The 24266-nt window shown below is 56.4% G+C and carries 24 protein-coding genes and 1 pseudogene; 14 read left to right on the top strand and 11 right to left on the bottom strand.

What is annotated here, in order from left to right; genetic code table 11:
* Window positions 1–62: 62 nt before the first annotated feature.
* Window positions 63–1177: pseudogene (locus DG357_RS09205) on the top strand (IS481 family transposase); the annotation flags it as partial.
* Between the two features lie 110 nt (window positions 1178–1287).
* Here the strand turns inward: DG357_RS09205 and DG357_RS09200 are convergent.
* From DG357_RS09200 to DG357_RS09190, 3 genes are all read right to left on the bottom strand, one after another.
* Entirely contained in the window at window positions 1288–3195 is a 1908-nt protein-coding gene (locus tag DG357_RS09200; RefSeq protein ID WP_045261603.1) for a DNA topoisomerase III, read from the bottom strand.
* Between the two features lie 4 nt (window positions 3196–3199).
* A complete protein-coding gene (gene selD, locus DG357_RS09195) occupies window positions 3200–4243 on the bottom strand; it encodes a selenide, water dikinase SelD (protein ID WP_088205014.1) in 1044 nt (347 codons plus the stop codon).
* Window positions 4244–4359: 116 nt separating this feature from the next.
* The gene (locus DG357_RS09190) at window positions 4360–4911 is read right to left on the bottom strand and encodes an NAD(P)H nitroreductase (RefSeq protein ID WP_045261605.1); all 552 of its coding nucleotides are present in this window, start codon (window positions 4909–4911) and stop codon (window positions 4360–4362) included.
* Window positions 4912–5078: 167 nt separating this feature from the next.
* Here DG357_RS09190 and sppA point away from each other — a divergent pair, with 167 nt between their 5' ends.
* The 4 genes from sppA to DG357_RS09165 all read left to right on the top strand — a co-directional run bounded on the left by sppA (window position 5079) and on the right by DG357_RS09165 (window position 10094).
* Window positions 5079–6935 carry a signal peptide peptidase SppA gene (sppA, locus tag DG357_RS09180; RefSeq protein WP_063153844.1) on the top strand — a complete coding sequence of 619 codons (1857 nt, stop codon included), beginning with the start codon at window positions 5079–5081 and terminating at the stop codon, window positions 6933–6935.
* A gap of 63 nt (window positions 6936–6998) precedes the next feature.
* Complete coding sequence (gene ansA / locus DG357_RS09175; RefSeq protein ID WP_028012774.1) at window positions 6999–8015, top strand: asparaginase; 1017 nt, start codon at window positions 6999–7001, stop codon at window positions 8013–8015.
* A gap of 9 nt (window positions 8016–8024) precedes the next feature.
* The gene (gene pncA, locus DG357_RS09170; protein WP_028012773.1) at window positions 8025–8666 is read left to right on the top strand and encodes a bifunctional nicotinamidase/pyrazinamidase; all 642 of its coding nucleotides are present in this window, start codon (window positions 8025–8027) and stop codon (window positions 8664–8666) included.
* A 171-nt stretch (window positions 8667–8837) separates the two neighbouring features.
* Entirely contained in the window at window positions 8838–10094 is a 1257-nt protein-coding gene (locus DG357_RS09165) for a glycoside hydrolase family 18 protein (protein ID WP_047364333.1), read from the top strand.
* A 59-nt stretch (window positions 10095–10153) separates the two neighbouring features.
* Here DG357_RS09165 and DG357_RS09160 read toward each other — a convergent pair whose 3' ends face one another.
* The gene (locus DG357_RS09160; protein WP_028012771.1) at window positions 10154–10432 is read right to left on the bottom strand and encodes a YeaC family protein; all 279 of its coding nucleotides are present in this window, start codon (window positions 10430–10432) and stop codon (window positions 10154–10156) included.
* Window positions 10433–10473: 41 nt separating this feature from the next.
* Window positions 10474–10887, bottom strand: a complete 414-nt coding sequence (msrB, locus tag DG357_RS09155; RefSeq protein WP_028012770.1) for a peptide-methionine (R)-S-oxide reductase MsrB — start codon at window positions 10885–10887, stop codon at window positions 10474–10476.
* Window positions 10888–11228: 341 nt separating this feature from the next.
* Between msrB and gapA the strand changes: the two genes are divergently transcribed.
* Together gapA and DG357_RS09145 are read left to right on the top strand one after the other, a co-directional pair.
* Entirely contained in the window at window positions 11229–12224 is a 996-nt protein-coding gene (gene gapA, locus DG357_RS09150) for a glyceraldehyde-3-phosphate dehydrogenase (RefSeq protein WP_006809136.1), read from the top strand.
* 75 nt (window positions 12225–12299) lie between these two features.
* Window positions 12300–13184, top strand: a complete 885-nt coding sequence (locus DG357_RS09145) for a D-hexose-6-phosphate mutarotase (RefSeq protein WP_041910476.1) — start codon at window positions 12300–12302, stop codon at window positions 13182–13184.
* Between the two features lie 78 nt (window positions 13185–13262).
* Here DG357_RS09145 and DG357_RS09140 read toward each other — a convergent pair whose 3' ends face one another.
* Window positions 13263–14009 carry a MipA/OmpV family protein gene (locus tag DG357_RS09140; protein WP_041910477.1) on the bottom strand — a complete coding sequence of 249 codons (747 nt, stop codon included), beginning with the start codon at window positions 14007–14009 and terminating at the stop codon, window positions 13263–13265.
* 430 nt (window positions 14010–14439) lie between these two features.
* On the opposite strand from DG357_RS09140, the gene yeaG reads away from it, so the two are divergent.
* From yeaG to DG357_RS09125, 3 genes are all read left to right on the top strand, one after another.
* On the top strand, window positions 14440–16374 hold the full coding sequence (gene yeaG / locus DG357_RS09135) for a protein kinase YeaG (RefSeq protein ID WP_014883443.1): 1935 nt from the start codon (window positions 14440–14442) through the stop codon (window positions 16372–16374).
* A 74-nt stretch (window positions 16375–16448) separates the two neighbouring features.
* On the top strand, window positions 16449–17732 hold the full coding sequence (locus DG357_RS09130; RefSeq protein ID WP_028012767.1) for a YeaH/YhbH family protein: 1284 nt from the start codon (window positions 16449–16451) through the stop codon (window positions 17730–17732).
* 99 nt (window positions 17733–17831) lie between these two features.
* Entirely contained in the window at window positions 17832–18338 is a 507-nt protein-coding gene (locus DG357_RS09125) for a YbaK/prolyl-tRNA synthetase associated domain-containing protein (RefSeq protein ID WP_028012766.1), read from the top strand.
* Between the two features lie 5 nt (window positions 18339–18343).
* Here the strand turns inward: DG357_RS09125 and yoaI are convergent, their stop codons facing one another.
* Window positions 18344–18448 (bottom strand): small membrane protein YoaI, encoded by a 105-nt coding sequence (gene yoaI / locus DG357_RS09120; protein WP_088205013.1) that lies wholly within the window; start codon window positions 18446–18448, stop codon window positions 18344–18346.
* Between the two features lie 145 nt (window positions 18449–18593).
* On the opposite strand from yoaI, the gene DG357_RS09115 reads away from it, so the two are divergent.
* Complete coding sequence (locus DG357_RS09115; RefSeq protein WP_008500737.1) at window positions 18594–19040, top strand: DUF441 domain-containing protein; 447 nt, start codon at window positions 18594–18596, stop codon at window positions 19038–19040.
* On the opposite strand, the gene DG357_RS09110 is transcribed toward DG357_RS09115, so the two are convergent.
* Entirely contained in the window at window positions 19024–19815 is a 792-nt protein-coding gene (locus tag DG357_RS09110; RefSeq protein ID WP_088205012.1) for an AraC family transcriptional regulator, read from the bottom strand. The two genes, DG357_RS09115 and DG357_RS09110, sit on opposite strands and share 17 nt — an antisense overlap.
* 99 nt (window positions 19816–19914) lie before the next feature.
* Between DG357_RS09110 and DG357_RS09105 the strand changes: the two genes are divergently transcribed.
* Window positions 19915–21102, top strand: coding sequence for a CynX/NimT family MFS transporter (locus tag DG357_RS09105; protein WP_028012764.1), 1188 nt, complete (start codon window positions 19915–19917; stop codon window positions 21100–21102).
* Window positions 21103–21133: 31 nt separating this feature from the next.
* On the opposite strand, the gene DG357_RS09100 is transcribed toward DG357_RS09105, so the two are convergent.
* Window positions 21134–21841 carry a CTP synthase C-terminal region-related (seleno)protein gene (locus DG357_RS09100; protein ID WP_028012763.1) on the bottom strand — a complete coding sequence of 236 codons (708 nt, stop codon included), beginning with the start codon at window positions 21839–21841 and terminating at the stop codon, window positions 21134–21136.
* A 101-nt stretch (window positions 21842–21942) separates the two neighbouring features.
* On the opposite strand from DG357_RS09100, the gene DG357_RS09095 reads away from it, so the two are divergent.
* Complete coding sequence (locus DG357_RS09095) at window positions 21943–22287, top strand: DUF488 domain-containing protein (RefSeq protein ID WP_041910484.1); 345 nt, start codon at window positions 21943–21945, stop codon at window positions 22285–22287.
* Here DG357_RS09095 and DG357_RS09090 read toward each other — a convergent pair whose 3' ends face one another.
* Together DG357_RS09090 and DG357_RS09085 are read right to left on the bottom strand one after the other, a co-directional pair.
* Complete coding sequence (locus tag DG357_RS09090; RefSeq protein WP_028012761.1) at window positions 22288–22593, bottom strand: nuclear transport factor 2 family protein; 306 nt, start codon at window positions 22591–22593, stop codon at window positions 22288–22290.
* 80 nt (window positions 22594–22673) lie between these two features.
* Window positions 22674–22928, bottom strand: a complete 255-nt coding sequence (locus DG357_RS09085) for a putative hemolysin (protein ID WP_045261615.1) — start codon at window positions 22926–22928, stop codon at window positions 22674–22676.
* Between the two features lie 308 nt (window positions 22929–23236).
* Between DG357_RS09085 and DG357_RS09080 the strand changes: the two genes are divergently transcribed.
* Complete coding sequence (locus DG357_RS09080) at window positions 23237–24256, top strand: sensor domain-containing diguanylate cyclase (RefSeq protein ID WP_045630223.1); 1020 nt, start codon at window positions 23237–23239, stop codon at window positions 24254–24256.
* Window positions 24257–24266: the final 10 nt, after the last annotated feature.

Genomic DNA, 24266 nt, shown 5'->3' with positions numbered 1-24266 from the left:
TTGTTCGGGGACATGGTAGACACTTACAAATGAGGCATAAGAACCCGTTTATGGAGTCGCTTATGCCCTGGGATGCGAGAGATACCATGTCATTACGTACCGAGTTTGTGCTGTTCGCCTCGCAGGACGGGGCGAACATCCGTTTCCTCTGCCGTCAGTTCGGCATTTCTCCTGCCACCGGCTACAAGTGGCTTCAGCGCTGGGCTGAGGAAGGTGCCTCCGGTCTTCAGGACCGCTCTCGCGCACCTCATCATTCCCCGAACCGCTCATCTGACGACATCACGGCCCTGCTGCGCATGGCGCATGACCGTCATCAACGCTGGGGCGCCCGCAAGATTAAGCGCTGGCTTGAAGACCAGGGGCACCGTATGCCCGCCTTCAGCACCGTCCATAATCTGATGGCCCGTCACGGTCTGCTGCCGGGCGCATCACCGGGCGTTCCGGCTACGGGACGCTTCGAACATGACGCGCCGAACCGGCTCTGGCAGATGGATTTTAAGGGCCACTTTCCCTTTGGCGGTGGCCGCTGCCATCCGCTCACCCTGCTGGACGACCACTCCCGTTTTTCCCTGTGCCTGGCGCACTGTACCGATGAACGGCGCGAGACCGTGCAGCAGCAGCTGGTCAGCGCGTTTGAACGCTACGGCCTGCCGGACAGGATGACGATGGACAACGGCTCACCGTGGGGCGACACCACCGGCACCTGGACGGCGCTGGAGCTGTGGCTGATGCGCCACGGTATCCGGGTGGGGCACTCCCGGCCTTATCATCCGCAGACGCAGGGCAAGCTGGAGCGTTTTCACCGCAGCCTGAAGGCGGAAGTGCTGCAGGGAAAATGGTTCGCGACAGCGGAGAGCTGCAACGCGCTTTCGATCACTGGCGCACGGTGTACAACCTTGAACGCCCGCACGAGGCGCTGGATATGGCGGTACCGGCCTCGCGTTATCAGCCGTCTGCCCGGCAGTACAGCGGCAGCGTAACGCCACCTGAATACGATGAAGGGGTGAAGGTCAGGAAAGTGGATGTCAGCGGAAAGCTGAGCATACAGGGTGTCAGTCTGAGCGCAGGCAAGGCGTTCAGGGGAGAACGGGTCGGGCTGAGGGAGACGCAGGATGACGGCTGCTATGAAGTGTGGTGGTACAGCACGAAAGTGGGGGTGATCGACCTGAAGAAAAAGTCGATCACCATGGGTAAAGGATGTTAAAAAGTGTTCACCATGTCCCCGAACACCTGTCTACCATGTCCCCGGACTGTACACCCACAGGGAGAGGGAGAAAACAGGGCGTATCAGGCCGCGCTCTTTTTCTTTTTGAACGGTTTCTTCGCGCCACCACCGGGTGCAACCATGCCTCTGAACCGCTTCACCGGCGTGCTGCGCGCCTGATCGATCAGCTGGTAAAGCGTCCCCACCAGCGGCTGCATAAAGTCCTGATAGCGGCACTGCTTTTCGCTGATTTGCGTCAGCACGGATTCCCAGTGCGCGGTCATGTCCGGCCTTGCGGCCAGCTCCGGCAGGGAGTGTATGAGCGCCCGGCCCGGTTCCGTTGAGTGGATGTAGCGCCCCTTTTTCTCAAGAAAACCTCGCTTAAAGAGCAGCTCGATGATCCCCGCGCGGGTTGCTTCCGTACCCAGTCCATCGGTGGCGCGCAGGATCTTCTTGAGATCTTTATCCTGCACAAAGCGGGCGATCCCGGTCATGGCTGACAGCAGCGTCGCATCGGTGAAGTGCCGCGGCGGTTGGGTCTGACGTTCAACCACTTCGCCCTTCTCGCACAGCAGTTCGTCGTCTTTAGCGACCACCGGCAGCGGCGTGCCGTCGTTCTCCTCATCGCGCTCTTTGTTACCGAGGAGCGTGCGCCAGCCCGCTTCCGCCAGGAAACGCGCTTTAGCGATAAACTTGCCTTTGGCAATTTCCAGCTCGATGACGCACTTGCGGAACACCGCGTCCGGGCAGAACTGCATCAGGTACTGACGGGCGATCAGGTTATAGACCTTCGCTTCGTTGTCGGTCAGGTTGACGCTGCTGGCGCGCGCCGTCGGGATAATCGCGTGGTGGGCATCGACCTTTTTGTCATCCCAGCAGCGGTTATGGGTGTCCGGGTTAACGACGGACTGCGGGAGCAGATCCGGCGCGTGGACGCCGATGGCATTCATCACCGAGTGGCGTCCGGCAAAGTGCTCTTCCGGCAGATAGCGGCTGTCCGAACGCGGGTAGGTGATCAGCTTGTGGGTTTCGTAGAGTTTCTGGCAGATATCCAGCACGTTCTGCGCGCTGAGGCCAAAGCGCTTCGCGGCCTCAATCTGCAGAGCAGAAAGGGAGAACGGCAGCGGCGCGGGTTCTGATTCCCGTTTATCGTTATAGCTGGTAACGATGGCCGGCTGGCCGGTAATACGGTTAACCACATGCTCCGCCAGCGGACGATGCAGCAAACGCCCCTCTTCATCCTGGTACGACTCGCAAGCGTCGCTCGGCTGCCAGACCGCGGTGAAGCGCTCGTCTTTCGGGGTGACGATATGCGCTTTCACTTCAAAGAAATCTTTGGCGACGAAGTTCTCGATCTCTTCGTCGCGACGCACCACCAGCCCCAGCACCGGCGTCTGCACGCGGCCCACGGAGAGTACGCCCTGATAGCCCGCGTTACGCCCGAGGATAGTGTAGGCGCGGGTCATGTTGATGCCGTACAGCCAGTCGGCGCGGGCGCGCGCTAAAGCAGAGACGCACAGCGGAATAAACTCGCTGTTGGAACGCAGGCGCGAGATCGCTCGCTCAACGGCCTGCGGGTTGAGGTCGTTGATCAGGCAGCGCTGCACCTGCTGACGCTTTTCCGGCGCCAGCTCAAGATAGTCCAGCACTTCGTCCACCAGCAGCTGCCCTTCCCTGTCCGGGTCACCTGCGTGGACCACTTCCGTCGCCTCATGCAGGAAGCGCTTAATGACGTTGAGCTGTTTGGTGACGGACGGACGAGGCTGAAGACGCCACTTTTCCGGCACGATGGGCAGATCGTTGAGGTTCCAGCGGGCGTAGCGGCTGTCGTAGACGTCCGGCTGCGCCTGTTCAAGCAGGTGGCCGATACACCAGGTGACCACCTGCCCGTTACCGCATTCGATAAAGCCGTCGCCTTTACGATGCGGTTTAGGCAGCACGTCGGCGATGGCACGGGCCAGGCTCGGCTTTTCGGCAATAAACAACCGCATCGAATTAACGGATCTCAATCATCGGTCGGCCGCCGCGGGCGGTCACCAGTTCGCCGATCGCCATCAGGGTGATGCCAAACTCGGCGGCGGTTGCCTGAACCTCGGCTTCGGATTCCGGCGTGACGGCCAGCAGCAGGCCGCCGGAGGTTTGTGGATCGCACAGCAGGTTGCGCCACGCCTCAGGCATTTCGCCCATCAGGTGCCCGTAGCTGGCGAAGTTGCGCTGGGTACCGCCCGGAACCGCGCCCTGGGCAATGTACTCTTCCACGCCAGGCAGCTTCGGCACGTCCTGATACCAGACCTGCGCCTGCACGCCCGCGCCCTGACAGACTTCAGAGAGGTGCCCCAGCAGGCCAAAACCGGTGACGTCGGTCATCGCCTTTACGCCGTCGATATTGGCGAACGCCGCGCCGGCGAGGTTCATCTGGCACATGACTTCCGTCGCCAGACCTTTGTGCTCCGGTTTGAGCAGGGATTTTTTCTCAGCGGTGGTGAGCACACCAATGCCCAGCGGCTTGGTGAGGAACAGCTTGCAGCCCGCCTGCGCGGTGCTGTTGCGCTTCACGCGCTCGGTCGGCACCACGCCGGTAACGGCCAGGCCGAAGATCGGCTCTGGCGCATCAATCGAGTGGCCGCCGGCCAGCGCAATCCCCGCCTGCTGGCAGGCGAAACGCCCGCCATCAATCACCTCGCGGGCGATTTCCGGTGGAATGGTGTTGATCGGCCAGCCCAGAATGGCGATGGCCATGATCGGCTTACCGCCCATGGCGAAGATATCGCTGATGGCGTTGGTGGCCGCGATGCGCCCGAAGTCGAACGGGTTATCAACAATCGGCATAAAGAAGTCAGTGGTACTGATAATGCTGGTGCCGTTACCTAAGTCATAAACCGCCGCATCGTCACGCGTTTCGTTGCCGACAAGCAGGTTCGGGTCGACAAACTTCGCCTGTTCACTGTGCAGAATGGTCTCCAGCACTTTCGGGGAAATTTTACAACCGCAACCGGCTCCGTGGCTGTACTGCGTTAAACGAATGGTTTGCTCGCTCATGGACGTCTCCTGTCATCTCAATCGCGCTATGGTAGCGCTCATTCCATAAAGAGGTAAGTATGACTGTCTGAATTCTGCGGCGGATGCTCAGAATCCAGACAGTTTAGCGCGTGTAATTAAAAACGGCTGACGAAAGGCGTGGTGTCCGGCACGCTAATGGTGCTGGAGGCTTTAAGCTGCGGGGTGCCGAGGTAAAGGAAACCGACAATTTTGTCGTGCTCACCGCAGGAGAATCCTGCCCGCACTGCGGCGCTCTCGGTCAGCGGCCCGGTGCGCCAGATACCGTTAAAGCCCTGCGCAACGGCGGCCATCTGCATCGCCATCACCGCACAGCCGGCAGACATTTCCTGCTCCCAGACCGGCACCTTATGGTCGGCCTGGCATTTCGCCACGACAGCGATAATCATCGGGGCGCGGAACGGCGCGTTACGCGCCTTGTCGATACCTTTCTCATCCTGCCCGGCGGCAACTGCCCCCTGCTCCAGCAGCTGACTGAAGCGATCGCGGCCTTCGCCTTCAATCACAAAGAAGTGCCACGGCTGCAGCGTGCCATGATCCGGCGCACGCATACCGGCACGCAGAATGTTTTCCAGCTGCTCGCCCGCAGGGGCGGGTTCGGCCAGACGTGACGCGCTACGACGGTTAACAAGCAGTTCGAGTGCATCCATTGGTTAACTCCTTTCTTGAAATTTACTCACAAAATTAACACGACGGCAGATTTTGTTACAGCCTGGCAGGCGATTCCTGCTGACAAGTGGCGGTTGGGTCATTACGATAACCCAACATTACCGTCCAGTGGCGACGGAAACAGTCATTTTCTGGTTAGGGAGAATACATGCGAACCCTTTGGCGAATCTTTGCCGGTTTCTTTAAATGGACGTGGCGACTGCTCAACTTCGTCCGCAACCTGGTGATGAACATCTTCTTCATCCTGCTGGTTCTGGTTTGCGCGGGCATCTGGATGCATATCAGCAACGCGAATCAGGCGCAGCATTCGACTCGTGGGGCCCTGTTACTCGATATCACCGGCGTGATCGTTGATAAACCGTCCACCAGCAACCGTCTGGGGGTGATCGGCCGCCAGCTGTTTGGCGCGACGTCAGACCGCCTGCAGGAGAACTCCCTGTTCGATATCGTCGATACTATCCGTCAGGCCAAAGACGACCGAAACATCACCGGGATCGTTCTGGATCTGAAAGATTTTGCCGGCGGCGACCAGCCTTCTATGCAGTACATCGGTAAAGCGCTGCGCGAATTCCGCGACAGCGGCAAGCCGGTGATTGCCGTGGGCGACAGCTACAGCCAGGGGCAATATTATCTGGCAAGCTTCGCCAATAAGATCTGGCTTTCGCCACAGGGAACGGTCGATCTGCACGGTTTTGCCACCAACGGCCTGTACTACAAATCGCTGCTCGATAAGCTGAAGGTCACCACCCACGTCTTCCGCGTCGGCACCTATAAATCTGCCGTGGAGCCGTTTATCCGCGACGATATGTCCCCTGCCGCCCGTGAAGCGGACAGCCGTTGGATTGGCGAGCTGTGGCAGAACTATCTGGGTACCGTTGCCGCTAACCGTCAAATTACCGCTGAGCAGGTGTTCCCTGGCGCTCGCGGCGTGCTGGATGGACTGCGCAAGGTCGACGGAGATACCGCGAAATATGCGCTCGACAACAAGCTGGTTGACGCGCTGGGCACCAGTGCAGATATCGAAAAAGCCCTGACCAAACAGTTTGGCTGGAGCAAAGAGGACAAAAACTACAGCGCCATCAGCATGTATGACTATGCTGCGAAAAAGCCGGACGACAGCGGCGACAGCGTAGCCGTGGTGTTTGCTAACGGCGCTATCATGGACGGTCAGGAAACCCCGGGGAACGTTGGGGGTGATACTACCGCGTCGCAAATTCGCGATGCACGCCTTGACCCGAAAGTGAAAGCGATTGTCCTGCGGGTGAACAGCCCTGGCGGCAGCGTTAGCGCTTCCGAAGTGATCCGCGCCGAGCTGGCCGCAGCGCGTGCCGCTGGCAAGCCGGTCGTCGTATCCATGGGCGGCATGGCCGCGTCTGGTGGGTACTGGATCTCCACGCCTGCCAACTATATTGTGGCGAACCCAAGCACGCTGACCGGCTCGATTGGCATCTTCGGGGTGATTAACACCGTGGAAAACAGCCTGGATTATCTGGGCGTGCATACCGATGGTGTTTCCACGTCGCCGCTGGCGGATGTGTCGATGACCAAATCTCTGCCGCCGGAAGTTTCAGAGATGATGCAGCTGAGCATTGAGAACGGCTATAAACGCTTTATCACGCTGGTTGCCGACTCGCGTAAGAAGACGCCGGAACAGATCGACCAGATTGCTCAGGGCCACGTCTGGACCGGACAGGATGCGAAGAGTAACGGTCTGGTCGACAGCCTGGGCGACTTCGACGACGCGGTGAAGAAAGCCGCCGAACTGGCGAAGCTCAAGCAGTGGCACGTTGAGTATTATCAGGACGAACCGTCGTTCTTCGATATGGTGATGGACAGCATGTCCGTCTCCGTACGCGCCATGCTGCCGGAGGCGCTGCAGGCGTACCTGCCGGCCCCGGTGACCACGGCTGCGAAAGCGATGAAGGCGGAAAGCGATAAGCTTGCGGCCTTTAACGATCCACAAAGTCGTTACGCGTTTTGCCTGACCTGCGCGAACGTCCGTTAAAAACCATCCCCTCTTCCCGTGAAGAGGGGATTTTTTTCTTTTGAAGAACAAGAACTCACTACCATGCAGAAGAAATCGATTTATGTAGCCTACACTGGCGGTACCATCGGTATGCAGCGCTCTGAAAATGGCTATATCCCCGTCTCCGGCCATCTGCAGCGTCAGCTTGCGCTGATGCCTGAATTCCACCGTCCGGAAATGCCTGACTTCACCATCCATGAATACGAGCCGCTGATGGACTCCTCCGATATGACGCCGGAAGACTGGCAGCACATCGCGGATGACATTAAAGCCCATTACGACCAGTACGACGGCTTCGTGATCCTGCACGGCACCGACACCATGGCGTTCACCGCTTCGGCGCTCTCCTTCATGCTGGAGAACCTGAGCAAGCCGGTGATCGTCACCGGGTCGCAAATACCGCTGGCGGAGCTGCGCTCGGACGGGCAGATCAACCTGCTGAACTCCCTGTACGTGGCGGCGAATTACCCGATCAACGAAGTGTCGCTGTTCTTTAACAATCGCCTGTATCGCGGCAACCGCACCACCAAAGCCCATGCCGACGGTTTTGATGCCTTTGCCTCCCCTAACCTGCAGCCGCTGCTGGAAGCGGGTATTCATATCCGTCGTCTGGGAACGCCTCCGGCACCGAACACCGCCGGCGAGCTGATTGTGCATCCGATTACCCCGCAGCCGATTGGCGTGGTCACCATTTATCCGGGCATCTCCGCGGACGTGGTGCGCAACTTCCTGCGCCAGCCGGTGAAAGCGCTGATCCTCCGTTCCTATGGCGTCGGCAACGCTCCGCAGAACGGCGAATTTCTGAAGGAGCTTCAGGAAGCCAGCGAGCGCGGAATTGTGGTGGTAAACCTGACCCAGTGCATGTCTGGCAAGGTCAATATGGGCGGCTATGCCACCGGCAACGCGCTGGCGCACGCGGGGGTGATCAGCGGCTTCGATATGACCGTTGAGGCGACGCTGACTAAACTTCACTATTTACTGAGTCAGGATCTGGACATTCAGTCCATTCGCCGCGCAATGATGCAAAACCTTCGCGGCGAGCTGACCCCGGACGAATAAGGAGCTCTCATGAAGCAACGCGCCCTGCTACTGGTCGATTTGCAAAATGATTTCTGCGCGGGCGGCGCGCTGGCCGTCGCCGAAGGTGACAGCACCGTTGACGTGGCAAATACCCTGATTGACTGGTGCAAAGCCCGTGGTGAAGCGGTTGTCGCCAGCCAGGACTGGCACCCGGCGAACCACGGCAGCTTTGCCAGCCAGCACAACGTTGAGCCTTTCACCCAGGGTGAACTCGACGGTCTGGCGCAAACCTTCTGGCCGGATCACTGCGTACAGCAGACCGAAGGAGCGGAGCTGCACCCGCTCCTGAATCAGAAGGCCATCGACGCGGTGTTTCATAAAGGTGAAAATCCGGCTATCGACAGCTACAGCGCATTTTTCGATAACGGGCATCGCCAGAAGACGGCGCTGGACGCGTGGTTACGTCACCATGAAATCACGGAGCTGATCGTGCTGGGTCTGGCGACGGATTACTGCGTGAAGTTTACCGTGCTGGACGCGCTCCAGCTGGGTTATACCGTTAGCGTCATCACCGACGGCTGTCGCGGGGTGAACATCCAACCACAGGACAGCGCTCAGGCATTTATGGATATGGCCGCCGAAGGTGCCACGCTGTATACGCTGGCAGACTGGCAGGAAACGCAGGCGTAGCCTTTTAAGCCGGGTGGCGCTGACGCTTACCCGGCAAAACCCCTCCCCAATCCCCATAAAGTGAACTCCCTCGCATCCTCAGCGAAGCGGCAATGCTATTCTCTTCAGGCTGTTTTTTCGCCACGCCTTTTCTGTGGCGTGGTTATTTTATTAAGTCAAAGAGGAACTTGTATGAAACGTTTGCCCCTGCTGGCAGCATTACCCTTGCTTTGCGCGTCGCTTGCTTCCGCCGCACCTCTGATGTCCGTGGGCTACTTTAACGGGGGTGGCGACGTCACCGCCGGACCGGGTGGCGATATCAATAAACTGGACGTTCGTCAGATCACCCATCTGAACTACTCGTTTGGGCTTGTTTATAACAACGAGAAAGACGAGACCAACCCCGCGCTGAAAGATCCGGCGAAGCTGCATCAAATCTGGCTGTCGCCAAAAGTGGCGTCCGATCTGGCCTTAATCCCCACTCTGCGTAAGCAAAACCCTAACCTGAAAGTCCTGCTCTCCGTTGGCGGCTGGGGGGCACGCGGTTTCTCTGGCGCAGCGGCAACCCAGGAGAGTCGCGCGGTGTTTATCCGCTCCGCGAAGGAAATTGTTGAGAAATACGGTCTGGACGGGATCGATCTCGACTGGGAATATCCAGTCAACGGCGCGTGGGGGCTGGTTGCAAGCCAGCCCGCCGACAGAGATAACTTCACCGCCCTGCTGAAAGAGATGCGCGACGCGTTCGGGCAGAAAAAGCTGGTGACCATTGCGGTGGGCGCGAATGCGGAAAGTCCGAAAAGCTGGGTGGATGTCAAAGCCATCGCCCCGCTCCTCGACTACATCAACCTGATGACCTACGACATGGCGTACGGGACACAGTACTTCAACGCGAACCTGTATGACTCCAGCGCCTGGCCAACGGTGGCTGCCGCCGACAAATACAGCGTCGATTTTGTGGTGAACAACTATCTGGCCGCCGGACTTAAGCCGAAGCAGATGAACCTCGGGATCGGTTTTTACGGCCGCGTACCGAAACGTGCGGTTGAACCGGGGATTGACTGGAGCAAGCCGGACGCGCAAAAAAATCCGGTCACACAGCCCTACTTTGGACCGCAGGAGATCGCCCTGTTTAAGTCGCTCGGCTATGACCTGACTAAAGATACCTACGTGAAGTACAACGATATCGTGAAGAAGCTGCTGAACGATCCGCAGAAACGTTTTACCGAGCACTGGGACGACCGGGCGAAGGTACCGTGGCTCTCGGTAAAGGGTGCCGATGGCAACGCGCTGTTTGCGATTTCGTATGAGAATCCGCGTTCTGTCGCGATCAAGGCGGACTACATCAAAGAGAAAGGTCTCGCCGGGGCGATGTTCTGGGAGTACGGAGCGGACGACAATAATCAGTTAGCGAAACAGCTGGCGGAGTCGCTCGGGATCCCGCATAAGTAGTAAGACACCAGGCCCTCTCCCACAGAGAGAGGGCCTGGTGAGAGCATCAACCCGCACCGTTATTGCATTTTGATTGTCGCAATCGGCTTCGGCGTGATGCCAAAATCTTCCTTCAGCTCGCGCTTGCTCTTCATCACCATCTGACCGTTAGTGTCGATAGTCATGTGTTGCGCATCGGTGTTATTGCGCGCCTGCCACAGCATCACCAGCTGCAAACTGTTCTCTTTTTGCTCAGGCGTGAGCGCCACACCGTCCGGCCATTTTCCCAGCTCAACGGCGGTCACCAGACGCTGATAAACTTCCGGGGTCATCCCGTTAATCATGTCCTCAATATTCACGATCTCTCCCTTTCAAAGGAATAATTTGCTGAATCGTTTTTTCAACCCTTAATCTGGTCGCCGTTTTCATCATCGGTGAAGCTCATTGAGGCTGAATTCACGCAGAAACGCTCACCCGTTGGCTGAGGACCGTCCGGGAAGACGTGCCCCAGGTGCGCGTCGCAGTTACCGCAGCGAATTTCCGTGCGCACCATACCGTGCGACGAGTCGGTCAGATAGCGGATTGCGTCATCGCTCACCGGCTCGTAAAAGCTCGGCCAGCCGCAGCCGGAGTCGTATTTCGTTTGTGAATTGAACAGCGGGGCATCGCAGACCAGACAGTGATAGACACCGTCTCGCTTGTTGTGCAGTAATCGCCCGGTAAATGGCGGCTCCGTGCCGTGATTCTGGGTCACGTAAAACTGCATTTCGGTGAGGTTTTTTTTCAAATCGTCAGGGTTATGTTGGTTCGACATATGCTTACATCTCGCTGTAGAAACAGACATCTTTTAACCCGGATTCTAACAAAACATTAACACCCTTGCGTGCACTTTTGTTCTAAACTTATGTGTCGCGAAAAGGCGGTCAGGCAATTGTGATCACGTTCACATTTTTATCCTGCGAGGACTTTAAAATTCCGGGCGCAGCCCCCATGTGGTTGCAAGCTCAAAGGGAAAGTGAGGCGAGTCAGTCGCACAAACGTTAGTCACAGGATTGATTTGTCGCAATGATTGACACGATTCCGCTTGACGCTGCGTAAGGTTTTTGTAATTTTACAGGCAACCTTTTATTCACTAACAAATAGCTGGTGGAATATATGACTATCAAAGTAGGTATCAACGGTTTTGGCCGTATCGGCCGTATTGTTTTCCGTGCTGCTCAGAAACGTTCTGACATCGAAATCGTTGGTATCAACGATCTCCTGGACGCTGAATACATGGCGTACATGCTGAAGTACGACTCAACTCACGGTCGTTTCGACGGCACCGTTGAAGTGAAAGACGGCCACCTGGTTGTTAACGGCAAAACCATCCGCGTTACTGCTGAGAAAGACCCAGCTAACCTGAAATGGAACGAAATCGGTGTTGACGTTGTTGCTGAAGCAACCGGTATCTTCCTGACCGACGAAACTGCACGTAAACACATCACTGCGGGTGCGAAGAAAGTTGTTCTGACTGGCCCTTCCAAAGACAACACCCCAATGTTCGTTCGCGGTGCAAACTTCGAAACTTACGCTGGCCAGGACATCGTTTCTAACGCATCCTGCACCACCAACTGCCTGGCACCGCTGGCTAAAGTGATCAACGACAACTTCGGCATCATCGAAGGTCTGATGACTACCGTTCACGCGACCACCGCTACTCAGAAAACCGTTGACGGCCCTTCTCACAAAGACTGGCGCGGCGGCCGTGGCGCGGCTCAGAACATCATCCCATCCTCTACCGGTGCTGCTAAAGCTGTAGGTAAAGTACTGCCAGAACTGAATGGCAAACTGACTGGTATGGCGTTCCGCGTTCCAACTCCTAACGTATCCGTTGTTGACCTGACCGTTCGTCTGGAAAAAGCTGCTTCTTATGAAGAAATTAAGAAAGCAATCAAAGCTGCTTCCGAAGGCCCAATGAAAGGCGTTCTGGGTTACACCGAAGACGACGTTGTATCTACCGATTTCAACGGCGAAGTGTGCACTTCCGTGTTCGATGCTAAAGCAGGTATCGCACTGAACGACAACTTCGTGAAACTGGTTTCCTGGTACGACAACGAAACCGGCTACTCTAACAAAGTACTGGACCTGATCGCTCACATCTCCAAATAAGTTGAGATGAGTGATTGATCCATAAAGGCGACTTCGGTCGCCTTTTTTATTGTTTTTTAGACAGAGGATTGCTTAATGATAAATAAAATTTTTGCACTTCCGGTAGTCGAACAACTTACCCCTGTGCTCTCCCGCCGTCAGATTGACGGTGCTGACGTTATCGTCGTTGACCACCCGCGCGTTAAAGCCTCCGTGGCGCTGAACGGCGCGCACCTGCTCTCCTGGAAACCGGAAGGCGAAGCGGAAGCGCTGTGGCTGAGTGACGCCACCTCGTTCAAAAAAGGGGATGCGATTCGCGGCGGCGTACCGATCTGCTGGCCGTGGTTTGGCCCGTCCGCACAGCCGGGTTTGCCTTCTCACGGTTTCGCCCGTAACCAGCAGTGGACGCTGAAAGCGCATAACGAAGATGACAACGGCGCAGTGCTGACCTTTGAGCTGCAGGCTAATGATGAAACTCGCGCCCTGTGGCCGCATGATTTCACCCTGTATGCCCGCTTCAAACTGGGTCAGAGCTGCGAGATTGAGCTGGAAGCTCATGGCGAGTTCGAGACCACATCTGCCCTGCATACCTACTTCAACGTGGGTGACATCAATGCAGTGAAGGTGAGCGGCCTGGGCGATACCTTTATCGACAAAGTTGATAACGCGAAGGAAGGTAAGCTGAGCGACGGCGTTCAGGCGTTCCCTGACCGTACTGACCGCGTCTATCTGCATCCGGAAGCGTGCAGCGTGATCCACGACGGTGCTCTGAACCGCGGCATTGAGGTGGTTCATCACCATCACAGCAACGTGGTGGGCTGGAACCCGGGGCCTGCACTCTCCATCAGCATGGCCGACATCCCTGATGACGGTTACAAAACGTTCGTCTGCGTGGAAACGGCCTGCGTAACCACCCCGCAGAAAGCAAGCGAGGAAAAGCCGTCTCGTTTAGGGCAGACAATTCGCATCGTTAAGCGATAAGGTCGCTGCACCACACCAAAGCAAACGGGGCGCAAGCGCCCCGTTTTGATGCAATGATTGCACCGCGATAATGCACAATCAGAACTTGTAGGTCACACCCACCGAGAAGATGCCAGCCCAGGACTTATCAACCATCGGGCTATCCTTCACTTCGTCGCTCAGACGCTCGTAACGGCCGGTACCGTAGACGTTCCAGTCGCCAAGGAAGTTATAGCTCGCGGTCAGCTCCAGGTAAGGATCCCAGCCATCATCGGCGCTGTAGCTTTTCAGCCCACTGCGGCGGGACTCGTTTTTAGAGACGCCGTAGTAATAGTCGTTGTAGTTTTCACTGTTGTACTGCACGCCGATACCCGGCGTCAGGGTGAGCCCACCATTGGTATAGCGATACAACCACGCCAGATCCCAGATAAAGCCGTTGCTGTTATCCAACGTATCACCCGCCAGGGCCGTACGGAGGAAGCCGTACTGGGTGTTATGCACGTATGAAAGCCCGGCCATCATGGAGCTTTTGCGCTTGTCGAGCTGGCGAAGCGCGTGGCTGTCGCTGTCGCCTGGCTTGAAGTGCGTTGGATCGTAGTAGGCCATGATAGAAAGCTTATCGGCCGTATCGTTCCACAGATAGTAGCCGCCGCCGAGACCGCGGAACCAGAAGTTATCGCCTTCATAGGTGATAACGGGTACAGGATAAACATCGCGGTCATACTGTTTGTATGGGCTGTTAATGACGCCAACGCCCGCACCCACCGTCCACTGACTTTCCGCCTGAGCGGTGCTAACTGCGGTCGCGGCAAGGATGCCCAATGCCAGAAGTTTGAGTTTGGTCACAATCCATTCTTTCCTGTAGTCAAATAATCAGCGGGTGAAGTGTAACCGCCATTCCCGTACATCCCAAAATTTTTTGCCTGCTAATCAGTCTGATTAACCCATTATTTTTAACTTTTCAGATGACAACCCGCTTTCATTTATATGACCGCTGAATGAAAAACGTGCTTAAGCCTTATAACCAGGGTGGAAATTTTTGGATGAGTTATTGATATGTCATTGAAATTAGTTTTTCTCAGCATGCAAGTTTGGCAAATGCCATCTACGCTTAAATTTAAGAAGAGTTTTCCTGAACACCTGCGGTTCTTAGCGTCTGACCTGGCACACAGGTTGCTGCTCTGGCAGTGGGGTGCGAGAGATTCTCTTCCGGGAGCCTCCACTACTCATACGAACGGCTCTTATCCTGTGCTAAAAAACGAAAGGACGGCATGCCATGAATATATTCGATCACTATCGCCAGCGCTACGAAGCTGCCAAGGACGAAGAGTTCACACTGCAGGAGTTTCTTACCATTTGTCGGCAAGATCGCAGTGCCTATGCCAATGCGGCAGAACGGCTATTGATGGCTATCGGTGAGCCAAACATGGTTGATACTGCCCTGGAGCCACGGCTTTCCCGTCTATTTTCGAATCGGGTGGTCGCCCGATATCCGGCGTTCGAAGAGTTCTATGGTATGGAAGATGCCATTGAACAGATTGTCTCCTATCTTAAGCATGCCGCCCAGGGTCTGGAAGAGAAGAAACAGATCCTCTATTTACTCGGCCCCGTCGGCGGCGGTAAATCCTCGCTGGCTGAACGCCTGAAGTCGCTGATGCAGCGCGTACCGATTTATGTGCTGAGCGCCAACGGCGAACGCAGCCCGGTGAACGACCATCCGCTGTGCCTGTTTAACCCGCAGGAAGATGCGCAAATTCTGGATAAAGAGTTTGGCATCCCGCGTCGCTACCTCGGCACCATTATGTCGCCGTGGGCGGCAAAACGCCTGCACGAATTTGGCGGTGATATCACCAAATTCCGCGTCGTGAAAGTGTGGCCATCCATACTGGAGCAGATCGCTATCGCAAAAACGGAACCGGGTGATGAGAACAACCAGGATATCTCGGCGCTGGTGGGTAAAGTCGATATCCGTAAGCTGGAAAACTTCGCACAAAACGACCCGGATGCCTATGGCTATTCCGGTGCGCTGTGCCGCGCCAACCAGGGGATTATGGAATTCGTCGAGATGTTTAAAGCACCGATCAAAGTGCTGCATCCTCTGCTGACGGCGACCCAGGAAGGGAACTACAACGGGACGGAAGGTATCTCCGCCCTGCCGTTTAACGGGATTATTCTCGCCCACTCGAACGAATCGGAATGGGTGACCTTCCGTAATAACAAAAACAATGAGGCCTTCCTTGACCGCGTGTACATCGTCAAGGTGCCTTATTGCCTGCGGATCTCCGAAGAGATCAAAATTTACGAAAAACTGCTTAACCACAGTGAGCTGGTGCATGCGCCATGCGCTCCGGGCACGCTGGAAACGCTCTCGCGCTTCTCCATCCTGTCGCGTCTGAAAGAGCCGGAAAACTCCAGCATCTATTCGAAAATGCGCGTCTACGACGGTGAAAGCCTGAAAGATACCGACCCGAAAGCGAAATCGTACCAGGAATACCGCGATTACGCCGGGGTTGATGAAGGGATGAACGGCCTCTCCACGCGTTTCGCGTTTAAGATCCTTTCCCGGGTCTTTAACTTCGACCACGCGGAAGTGGCGGCCAACCCGGTTCATCTGTTCTACGTCCTGGAGCAGCAAATCGAGCGCGAGCAGTTCCCGCAGGAGCAGGCTGAACGCTACCTTGAGTTCCTGAAAGGCTACCTGATCCCGAAATACGCCGAGTTCATTGGCAAAGAGATCCAGACGGCCTATCTGGAATCCTATTCAGAATACGGGCAGAACATTTTCGACCGCTATGTCACCTATGCTGACTTCTGGATCCAGGATCAGGAGTACCGCGACCCGGATACCGGCCAGCTGTTTGATCGTGAATCCCTGAACGCGGAGCTGGAAAAAATCGAGAAGCCTGCCGGGATCAGCAACCCGAAAGACTTCCGTAATGAGATTGTGAACTTCGTTCTGCGCGCCAGAGCGCATAATAACGGGCGCAATCCGAACTGGACCAGCTACGAGAAGCTGCGCACGGTTATTGAGAAGAAAATGTTCTCCAATACCGAAGAGCTGCTGCCGGTGATCTCGTTTAACACCAAAACCTCAACCGACGAGCAGAAGAAACACGACGATTTTGTCGACCGTATGATGGAAAAAGGCTACACCCGCAAACAGGTTCGCCTGCTCTGCGAATGGTATCTGCGCGTGCGTAAATCGTCCTAAAACAAGTGCCCGGTAGCGCCTGCGCCTGCCGGGCCAACAAAAACGCAAGTTGGCAAATGCAGTACGGGGGGTATATGACCTGGTTTATTGACCGGCGTCTTAACGGCAAAAACAAGAGCACGGTGAACCGCCAGCGCTTCTTGCGCCGTTATAAAGCGCAAATTAAACAGTCGATCTCCGAGGCCATCAACAAACGCTCGGTGACCGACGTCGACAGCGGCGAGTCTGTCTCCATCCCTACCGATGACATCAGCGAACCGATGTTTCATCAGGGGCGTGGCGGCCTGCGCCATCGCGTTCATCCAGGTAACGACCACTTCGTTCAGAACGACAGGATTGAGCGCCCTCAGGGCGGCGGCGGTGGTTCAGGAAGCGGTCAGGGGCAGGCCAGCCAGGACGGTGAAGGCCAGGATGAGTTCGTTTTCCAGATTTCGAAAGATGAATATCTCGACCTGCTGTTTGAGGACCTTGCGCTGCCGAATCTGAAAAAGAATCAGCATCGTCAGCTTAACGAGTATAAAACCCATCGCGCGGGCTATACCGCTAACGGCGTGCCCGCCAATATCAGCGTTGTGCGTTCGTTGCAGAATTCTCTGGCGCGCCGCACGGCCATGACGGCAGGCAAACGTCGCGAACTGCGCGAGCTGGAGAGCAGCCTGAAGGTCGTGGAAAACACGGAGCCGGCGCAGCTGCTGGAAGAGGAGCGCCTGCGTAAAGAGATTGCCGAGCTAAGAGCGAAGATCGACCGCGTGCCGTTTATCGATACCTTCGACCTGCGCTACAAGAACTACGAAAAACGTCCTGAACCCTCCAGCCAGGCGGTCATGTTCTGTCTGATGGACGTCTCCGGCTCGATGGATCAGGCCACCAAGGATATGGCGAAGCGTTTCTACATCCTGCTCTACCTGTTCCTGAGCAGAACCTATAAGAACGTGGAAGTGGTCTATATCCGCCATCACACCCAGGCCAAAGAGGTGGATGAACATGAGTTCTTCTACTCCCAGGAGACCGGGGGGACCATCGTATCAAGCGCCCTGAAGCTGATGGATGAAGTAGTGAAAGAGCGTTACGACCCGGCGCAGTGGAACATTTATGCGGCGCAGGCATCGGATGGCGACAACTGGGCCGACGACTCACCGCTATGTCACGAGATCCTGGCGAAGAAAATTCTGCCGGTGGTGCGTTACTACAGCTATATCGAAATCACCCGTCGTGCCCACCAAACCCTGTGGCGGGAATATGAACATCTGCAGTCCATGTTCGATAACTTTGCCATGCAGCATATCCGCGATCAGGATGATATTTATCCTGTGTTCAGGGAGCTGTTCCACAAGCAATCTGCTACCAGCAACGCATAACCCAACAGCCAGCGAATCCGCTGGCTGTTTTCTTTCGACCCCGTTTATCCCGTGCTAATGTAGCAAGCTGCATACTGGATTATCACCGGGAAAATTGTGATGACTGACGACGTTATGGGGACAAGTACCCACCATCAGCTGATTACCTTACTCACCGAGCAGGGCGCGCGTTTTCGCGTCATGGAGCACGAGGCGGTGGGGAAATGCGAAGCGGTGAGTGAAATTCGCGGGACCGATCTGCGCCAGGGGGCAAAAGCCCTGGTCTGCAAGGTGAAGGGCAACGGCGTTAAAAAACACGTACTGGCGATTCTGGCCGCCGACCTGCAGGCCGATCTGAGCCAGCTTGCCAGCCATTTTGGCGGGCTTAAAGCCTCCCTCGCCAGCCCGGCCGAGGTCGATACCCTTACCGCCTGCGTTTTTGGCGCGATCCCGCCCTTTAGCTTCCATCCTGATTTGGCGCTGGTGGCCGACCCGCTGCTGTTCGAGCGTTTCGACGAAATTGCCTTTAACGCCGGTTTACTGGAGAAATCCGTGATCATGGACACCCAGGATTACCTGCGCATCGCCCGTCCTGAGCTTGTAAATTTCCATAAGGCGTCGTCGTGACGGCGCTAGCCTCTTCTTTCCAGAAACAGCACGGAGGCGACGAGAATCACGGCAATAGCGAAAAACGATGAGGAGATAATGAGCGTTTCAACAAACATGTGATCGTTCATGATGGCGATCCCTTTGCGATACCTGCCTTCGTTTTAATCCGCGTAAATGACAGGGTAATGACAGCGATAAAATCTTTTAAACGCTGTCCTCCGCCGCGTTTGCGCGTACAGTAAGCAGGATAATTATTCTGGCAAGGATCCCCCCATGTTTGACCCGACTCTGCTCATTCTTCTGGCGCTCGCCGCGCTCGGCTTTATCAGTCATAACACCACCGTCGCCATCTCGATTCTGGTGCTGATTATTGTGCGCGTGACCCCGTTAAATACCTTTTTCCCATGGATAGAAAAACAAGGCCTCACCATCGGGATCATCATTTTAACCATCGGGGTGATGGCTCCCATCGCCAGCGGCACCCTTCCCGCCTCAACGCTGCTGCACTCGTTTGTGAACTGGAAATCTCTGGTGGCGATCGCGGTGGGGATTTTTGTTTCGTGGCTGGGCGGACGCGGCGTTACGCTGATGAGCAGCCAGCCCTCGCTGGTGGCGGGCCTGCTGGTGGGCACGGTACTCGGCGTGGCGCTTTTCCGCGGCGTGCCGGTAGGCCCGCTGATTGCGGCAGGGCTGGTGTCCCTGTTTATCGGGAAGTCATAGTCAGGCTGGCCATGTAACGCGCCGGCGTCTGGCCCAACCCCTTTTTGAACATGGTGATAAACGCGGTGGTAGAGTCATAGCCCAGAGACTGTGCCACCTGCTGCACCGATTTCCCGCTAATCAAATGCTGTAACGCCACGATCAGCTGAAGCTGGTGACGCCAGCGGCGAAAGCTTAAACCGGTCTCTTTGACCACCAGCCGCGCCAGGTTGCGTTCACTCATCGCGAAATGGCTCGCCCACTGTGCCAGCGTCTGCCAGGCGGCGGGCTCTTCCGCCATCTTCTCGCTCATCAGCCGGATTTTAGGGTGGGGAGAGACGGGCAGCTGCAGATGCTCCTGGCGCTGGAGCGGCAGCTCGTCAAACAAGACGTCCACCAGACGCGATGTGGCCGCTAGATGCAGCTGTTCACGTGATTTCTCCGCCAGGGATAAAATCAGCTCCCGCACCAGGGGAGAGATTTTCAGGGTGCAGCAGCGGTCGGGCAGGCTGGCGGCACCAGGCTCAATAAACAAAAAGCAGAGCTGCGCCCCCGGCGTGGCCCTGTTGCTGTGCGGCATTTGGCCTGGGATCCAGACGGCATACTGGGGCGGTACCATCAGCATCGCATTTTCCACTTCGCAGGTGATCGCGCCGCCAAGGGCCAGAATCAGCTGCCCCTTACGGTGTTGATGCTGCGGAATATATTGTTCTTCCGTCACCACGCGGATGCGAAACGCGACGGTCGCATCGTGCTGGCTATCAGGATCGTAGCCGTCCAGTCCCAGACCAATCATCAGGTTGTCCGATATTAGCGATAAACTGTCATTTTAGCCTGATTTCAACCGCTGAGAAAATCGGTATTGTGTGCGCTCGCTTGAACGTATGAGAACACAATGACTACTGCTCTTCGCACCTCAGGAAAACAGGGCGCGCTGTTGATCGCAGGCATTCTGATGATTGCCACCACGCTTCGCGTCACCTTTACCGGCGCAGCGCCGCTGCTCGATACTATTCGCCTTGATTATGGCTTAAGCACGGCGCAAACCGGTCTGCTGACCACCCTGCCCCTGCTGGCCTTTGCTCTTGTCTCCCCGCTCGCGGCAGGCGTTGCCCGGCGTATCGGCATGGAGCGCAGCCTGTTTATCGCCCTGATGCTGATTTGCATCGGGATTGCGGTTCGCTCCCTGCCTTCCGCTACCCTGCTTTTCATCGGAACGGCGGTGATTGGTTGCGGGATCGCGCTGGGGAATGTGCTGTTGCCCGGCTTAATTAAGCGTGACTTTCCGGGTCAGGTGGCAAAACTCACGGGCGCCTATTCCCTGACGATGGGTGTCTCTGCCGCGTTAGGCTCGGCGCTGATCGTACCTTTGGCTCAGGGTGATGCGGGCTGGCATGGCGCGCTGCTGATGCTGATGGCGTTTCCGCTGATCGCGCTGCTGCTCTGGCTGCCGCAGTGGCGTCAGAAACACGTCGCAACGGTAACGGGCGCAGGCGCGCTGCATAACCGCGCGATCTGGCGCTCGGCACTCGCCTGGCAGGTGACGCTCTTTCTGGGGATTAACTCGCTGATTTATTACGTCATCATCGGCTGGCTGCCGGCCATATTACTCAGCCATGGCTTTAGCGAAGCGCAGGCCGGCTCGGTGCACGGTCTTTTACAGCTTGCCACGGCCGTGCCGGGGCTTGCCGTTCCGCTCGTCCTCCAGCGCCTGAAGGATCAGCGAACCATCGCCGGAGCGGTTGGGCTGATGTGCGCGGTTAGCGCGGCGGGTTTGTGGTTTATGCCTGAGATGGCGGTGATGTGGACGCTGGTGTTTGGCTTTGGTACCGGGGCAACGATGATCCTCGGCCTGACGTTCATCGGCCTGCGCGCCAGCTCCGCACACCAGGCGGCAGCGTTGTCCGGTATGGCACAGTCTATTGGTTATCTGCTCGCCGCCTGCGGTCCGCCGCTGATGGGTAAAATTCACGATTCGGCTGGAGACTGGCGGATCCCGCTTCTCGCCTGCGCGCTGGCCGCTGTCGTCATGGCCATCTGCGGCGTACTTGCCGGGCGCGACCGGGAAATCGCGCCCCGATAAACACAGTGGCAGACCATCGGGTCTGCCTTTTTTACCCGCGCGCCGCGCGCAGCATTGCCTGCACCAGCACCACCGGACGCCCTTCCAGCGCAGCACGCTCGTGCTGGAATAAGGTGATCACAAAGAACGGATGGGTCACCAGCTCCGCAGCGCGAATTTCCCCCTGCTCGTCCCAGCCCGTCACGCGCATATCACCGCTCTCCAGTTCCTGAGCAAACGCCGCCGATACGCCATAGTTACAGTGATAACCCTCTACGATTTCCGGCTTTCCGTAGGCCTTCGCGATCAACGTATTATTGCGCAGCTCAATGGCATCGGTTTTCTCCACCAGCGAGCAGGTCAGCGGCGCAATCACCATCGTACCTTCGGTATCCGTCTCAGCATGTGCCGCGTCGCTCCAGCCCAGCACGTTACGGGCATACTCAATTAACGCATGCTGGAACCCACCGCAGGTGCCCAGGAACGGAATGCTGTTTTCACGCGCGTAGCGTGCGGCAATAAAGGCCGCCTCGGTATTTTTATAGGGGCTTGCGGGAACCAGCCAGATGGCATCGTAGCCCACCAGATCCTCAGAACTGGTTAATTCCGTGGTGGCAAGCCAGTCGTAATCGGCGGTGAGGTCAAGGACCGCGGCGGCGTCGTCAATGGCCAGCGGGATCGCCTTGTGTGCAATAACATCAGGATTGTAATCGCCAACCAGCGCAATGCGCAGCGTCGTTTTAACCGGGAGGTGTTCCATGAAAGGTTCCTTATGCCAGAGTATTATCAGATAACATAAGGAACCTCAGACTACCGATCTTCTGCAATTATCACAATACCTTAAATTGGGAGGGTGGAATCATGATTCAGTGCAAACGCGTCTATGAACAGGCGAGCCCGGGCGATGGCTATCGGGTTCTGGTGGACAGGCTCTGGCCCCGTGGGGTGAAAAAAACAGACCTCGCATATGACGAATGGTGTAAAACGCTCACACCGTCCAGCGCGTTACGCAAGGACTTTCATAGCGAAGCGATTGATTTCGCGGCCTTCACTAAAGCCTACAAGGAAGAGCTGGCGCAGCATAAGGACGAAGGAGAGCGTCTGGCGGCGCTGGCGAAAAAGCAGACCGTAACACTGCTCTACGGCGCGAAGGACACGAAGCAGAATCACGCTCTGGTCTTAGCCGACTGGCTGCGCCATCTGTGATCAGCCGACCGTCAGCTCATCCTGAATTTGCGGAGCTTCGTCCGGGGTGAGCGGCATCAGGTGTTCGGCGCGAACAAACGCAAAGCCGTGCTGATTATCAAAGGCGTAGACGTCTCCCGTCACCAGCCAGAGCGCGCGGTCCGCGCTTGCGGGTAACTGCGTCATCACGCCGTTGACCGGGTTAACGAAACGCTGGCCGGGCTGGCAGAGACCAAATAGCTCCACAGATTTACCAATATTGCGACGGCCTGACGCCGTGCGGGCACCGACGATCATCGCCACGCTGCCCGGTTTAAGCTGAAACATACTTCTCTCGCGGTAACGGTAGCCAGAAATTGGCTAAGAATAATCCTAAAGAGAAGTGTATCGCAGCTACTGTCCCTCTGTCACCTGGCAGGTTGCGGATGATCGCGACGATAGAGCGTCCATTCGTCGATCACTTCGCCACCGGGCAGCTTGCACTCTGTGCGGACCCCCTGCGGGCTTTGAATCGGGACCTGTTCCCCGCCCTTTTCCAGGCAGTAAACGGAAGCCGGGTTCGCCATGCCCACGGCGTGCGGCGGTTTCGGGGCATCGGGTGGGGTTGTTTTTGCGGTGCAGGCAACCAGGGGAAGCGCCAGCGCCAGTAGCAGAAATCTCATCTTGTTGATCCTTTTGACATCATCATTGGCTAAGGGTAACGGCTTGTCGCCGCTTTCTCCATGATTTCTCCATTCTAACTGCACTTTTCAACGCTACAGTCTGGCATGTTCTCACTTTGACCAGAGAACATCATTCCGTAATCAAGATGTCTTTGCCCCGTTCTCAACAACGGGGCTTTTTTTCCCGCCTGCTGCCTACCTCTCCATATATTAAATTTTCTATATTCATGTTTTACTATGCCGGAAGCCTAAAAATTCAGCATAACATGCAGATGCAGACGTCTTCTGCCTGGGAGTCATTCTACGTCATGTCGGATCTTATCCTCGCTCGCGTTTCAGAAACCCTTGCCACCGAGCAATCCCTTGAAAGCCTCGTTCGTCAGCTGCTGGAGATGCTGGAAATCGTCACCGACATGGAGTCGACGTATCTGACGAAGGTGGATATAACAGCCCGGCTGCAGCATATCCTCTATGCCCGAAACAGCAAGCAGATGACTATCCCGGAAGGGTTAAGCGTGCCATGGGATGAAACGCTGTGTAAGCGCGCGCTGGATAGCGACACATTATTCAGTAACGATGTCCCCGAACGTTGGCCGGAGTGTGAAGCGGCGAAAGCTCTCGGCATCACCACATATATGAGCATCCCCGTTCATCTTGCCGATGGCTCACTTTACGGTACGCTCTGCGCCACCAGCACGGCAAAAAAACCGCTCAGCGCGCGCGGCGAGCAGATGCTAAAACTCTTCGCCGGGTTGATTAGTCAGTACATTCAGAAAGAGTCTCTGGTGACCCAGCTCCGTGAAGCCAACGCGGCGCTTATCGCCCACTCCTACACAGATGCCCTTACAGGGTTACCCAACCGTCGCGCCATTTTTGAGGATCTGACCACCCTGTTTTCGCTGGCGCGGCATCTGAAACGTAACGCCATCATTGCCTTTATCGATCTGGATGATTTTAAACTGATTAACGATCGATACGGGCATGAAGCAGGCGACCAGTTCCTGATTGAAGTGGGCAAACGTTTGACCGCAGAAAAACAGCAGGACGATATCATCGGCCGGCTGGGCGGCGATGAGTTCCTGGTGGCCACTCTGAGCAACGTCGAGAATGAGGAGCAAATCCACCTTCTCAGAACGCGCCTCAGCGCCCGAATTGCGGGGGAATACTGGCTGGGTAGCATCAGCATCATTTATCCTGGCGCCAGCCTCGGCGTTATCGAAGTGGATCCCGGCGTAACCGATCCGGACAGTGCGTTACGTGCCGCAGATATCGCGATGTATCAGGATAAGAAAGGAAAAAGCAAAACAGGCTTTCTCGCGATGGATTAACCCCGTACAC

The sequence above is a fragment of the Enterobacter bugandensis genome, from assembly GCF_900324475.1.
Taxonomy (GTDB): domain Bacteria; phylum Pseudomonadota; class Gammaproteobacteria; order Enterobacterales; family Enterobacteriaceae; genus Enterobacter; species Enterobacter bugandensis.
This window is presented reverse-complemented; position numbering and strand designations above follow the sequence as displayed.

Bases quoted from the DNA above. Each gene is read 5' to 3' on its own strand.
- DG357_RS09080 (WP_045630223.1), top strand. From the start codon at position 23,237: ATGTCGGATCTTATCCTCGCTCGCGTTTCAGAAACCCTTGCCACCGAG.
- DG357_RS09085 (WP_045261615.1), bottom strand. From the start codon at position 22,928: ATGAGATTTCTGCTACTGGCGCTGGCGCTTCCCCTGGTTGCCTGCACC.
- DG357_RS09130 (WP_028012767.1), top strand. From the start codon at position 16,449: ATGACCTGGTTTATTGACCGGCGTCTTAACGGCAAAAACAAGAGCACG.
- DG357_RS09100 (WP_028012763.1), bottom strand. From the start codon at position 21,841: ATGGAACACCTCCCGGTTAAAACGACGCTGCGCATTGCGCTGGTTGGC.
- DG357_RS09125 (WP_028012766.1), top strand. From the start codon at position 17,832: ATGACTGACGACGTTATGGGGACAAGTACCCACCATCAGCTGATTACC.
- DG357_RS09165 (WP_047364333.1), top strand. From the start codon at position 8,838: ATGAAACGTTTGCCCCTGCTGGCAGCATTACCCTTGCTTTGCGCGTCG.
- sppA (WP_063153844.1), top strand. From the start codon at position 5,079: ATGCGAACCCTTTGGCGAATCTTTGCCGGTTTCTTTAAATGGACGTGG.
- ansA (WP_028012774.1), top strand. From the start codon at position 6,999: ATGCAGAAGAAATCGATTTATGTAGCCTACACTGGCGGTACCATCGGT.
- DG357_RS09190 (WP_045261605.1), bottom strand. From the start codon at position 4,911: ATGGATGCACTCGAACTGCTTGTTAACCGTCGTAGCGCGTCACGTCTG.
- yoaI (WP_088205013.1), bottom strand. From the start codon at position 18,448: ATGAACGATCACATGTTTGTTGAAACGCTCATTATCTCCTCATCGTTT.
- DG357_RS09110 (WP_088205012.1), bottom strand. From the start codon at position 19,815: ATGATTGGTCTGGGACTGGACGGCTACGATCCTGATAGCCAGCACGAT.
- selD (WP_088205014.1), bottom strand. From the start codon at position 4,243: ATGAGCGAGCAAACCATTCGTTTAACGCAGTACAGCCACGGAGCCGGT.
- yeaG (WP_014883443.1), top strand. From the start codon at position 14,440: ATGAATATATTCGATCACTATCGCCAGCGCTACGAAGCTGCCAAGGAC.
- DG357_RS09105 (WP_028012764.1), top strand. From the start codon at position 19,915: ATGACTACTGCTCTTCGCACCTCAGGAAAACAGGGCGCGCTGTTGATC.
- DG357_RS09145 (WP_041910476.1), top strand. From the start codon at position 12,300: ATGATAAATAAAATTTTTGCACTTCCGGTAGTCGAACAACTTACCCCT.
- DG357_RS09095 (WP_041910484.1), top strand. From the start codon at position 21,943: ATGATTCAGTGCAAACGCGTCTATGAACAGGCGAGCCCGGGCGATGGC.
- DG357_RS09090 (WP_028012761.1), bottom strand. From the start codon at position 22,593: ATGTTTCAGCTTAAACCGGGCAGCGTGGCGATGATCGTCGGTGCCCGC.
- gapA (WP_006809136.1), top strand. From the start codon at position 11,229: ATGACTATCAAAGTAGGTATCAACGGTTTTGGCCGTATCGGCCGTATT.
- DG357_RS09115 (WP_008500737.1), top strand. From the start codon at position 18,594: ATGTTTGACCCGACTCTGCTCATTCTTCTGGCGCTCGCCGCGCTCGGC.
- DG357_RS09200 (WP_045261603.1), bottom strand. From the start codon at position 3,195: ATGCGGTTGTTTATTGCCGAAAAGCCGAGCCTGGCCCGTGCCATCGCC.
- pncA (WP_028012773.1), top strand. From the start codon at position 8,025: ATGAAGCAACGCGCCCTGCTACTGGTCGATTTGCAAAATGATTTCTGC.
- msrB (WP_028012770.1), bottom strand. From the start codon at position 10,887: ATGTCGAACCAACATAACCCTGACGATTTGAAAAAAAACCTCACCGAA.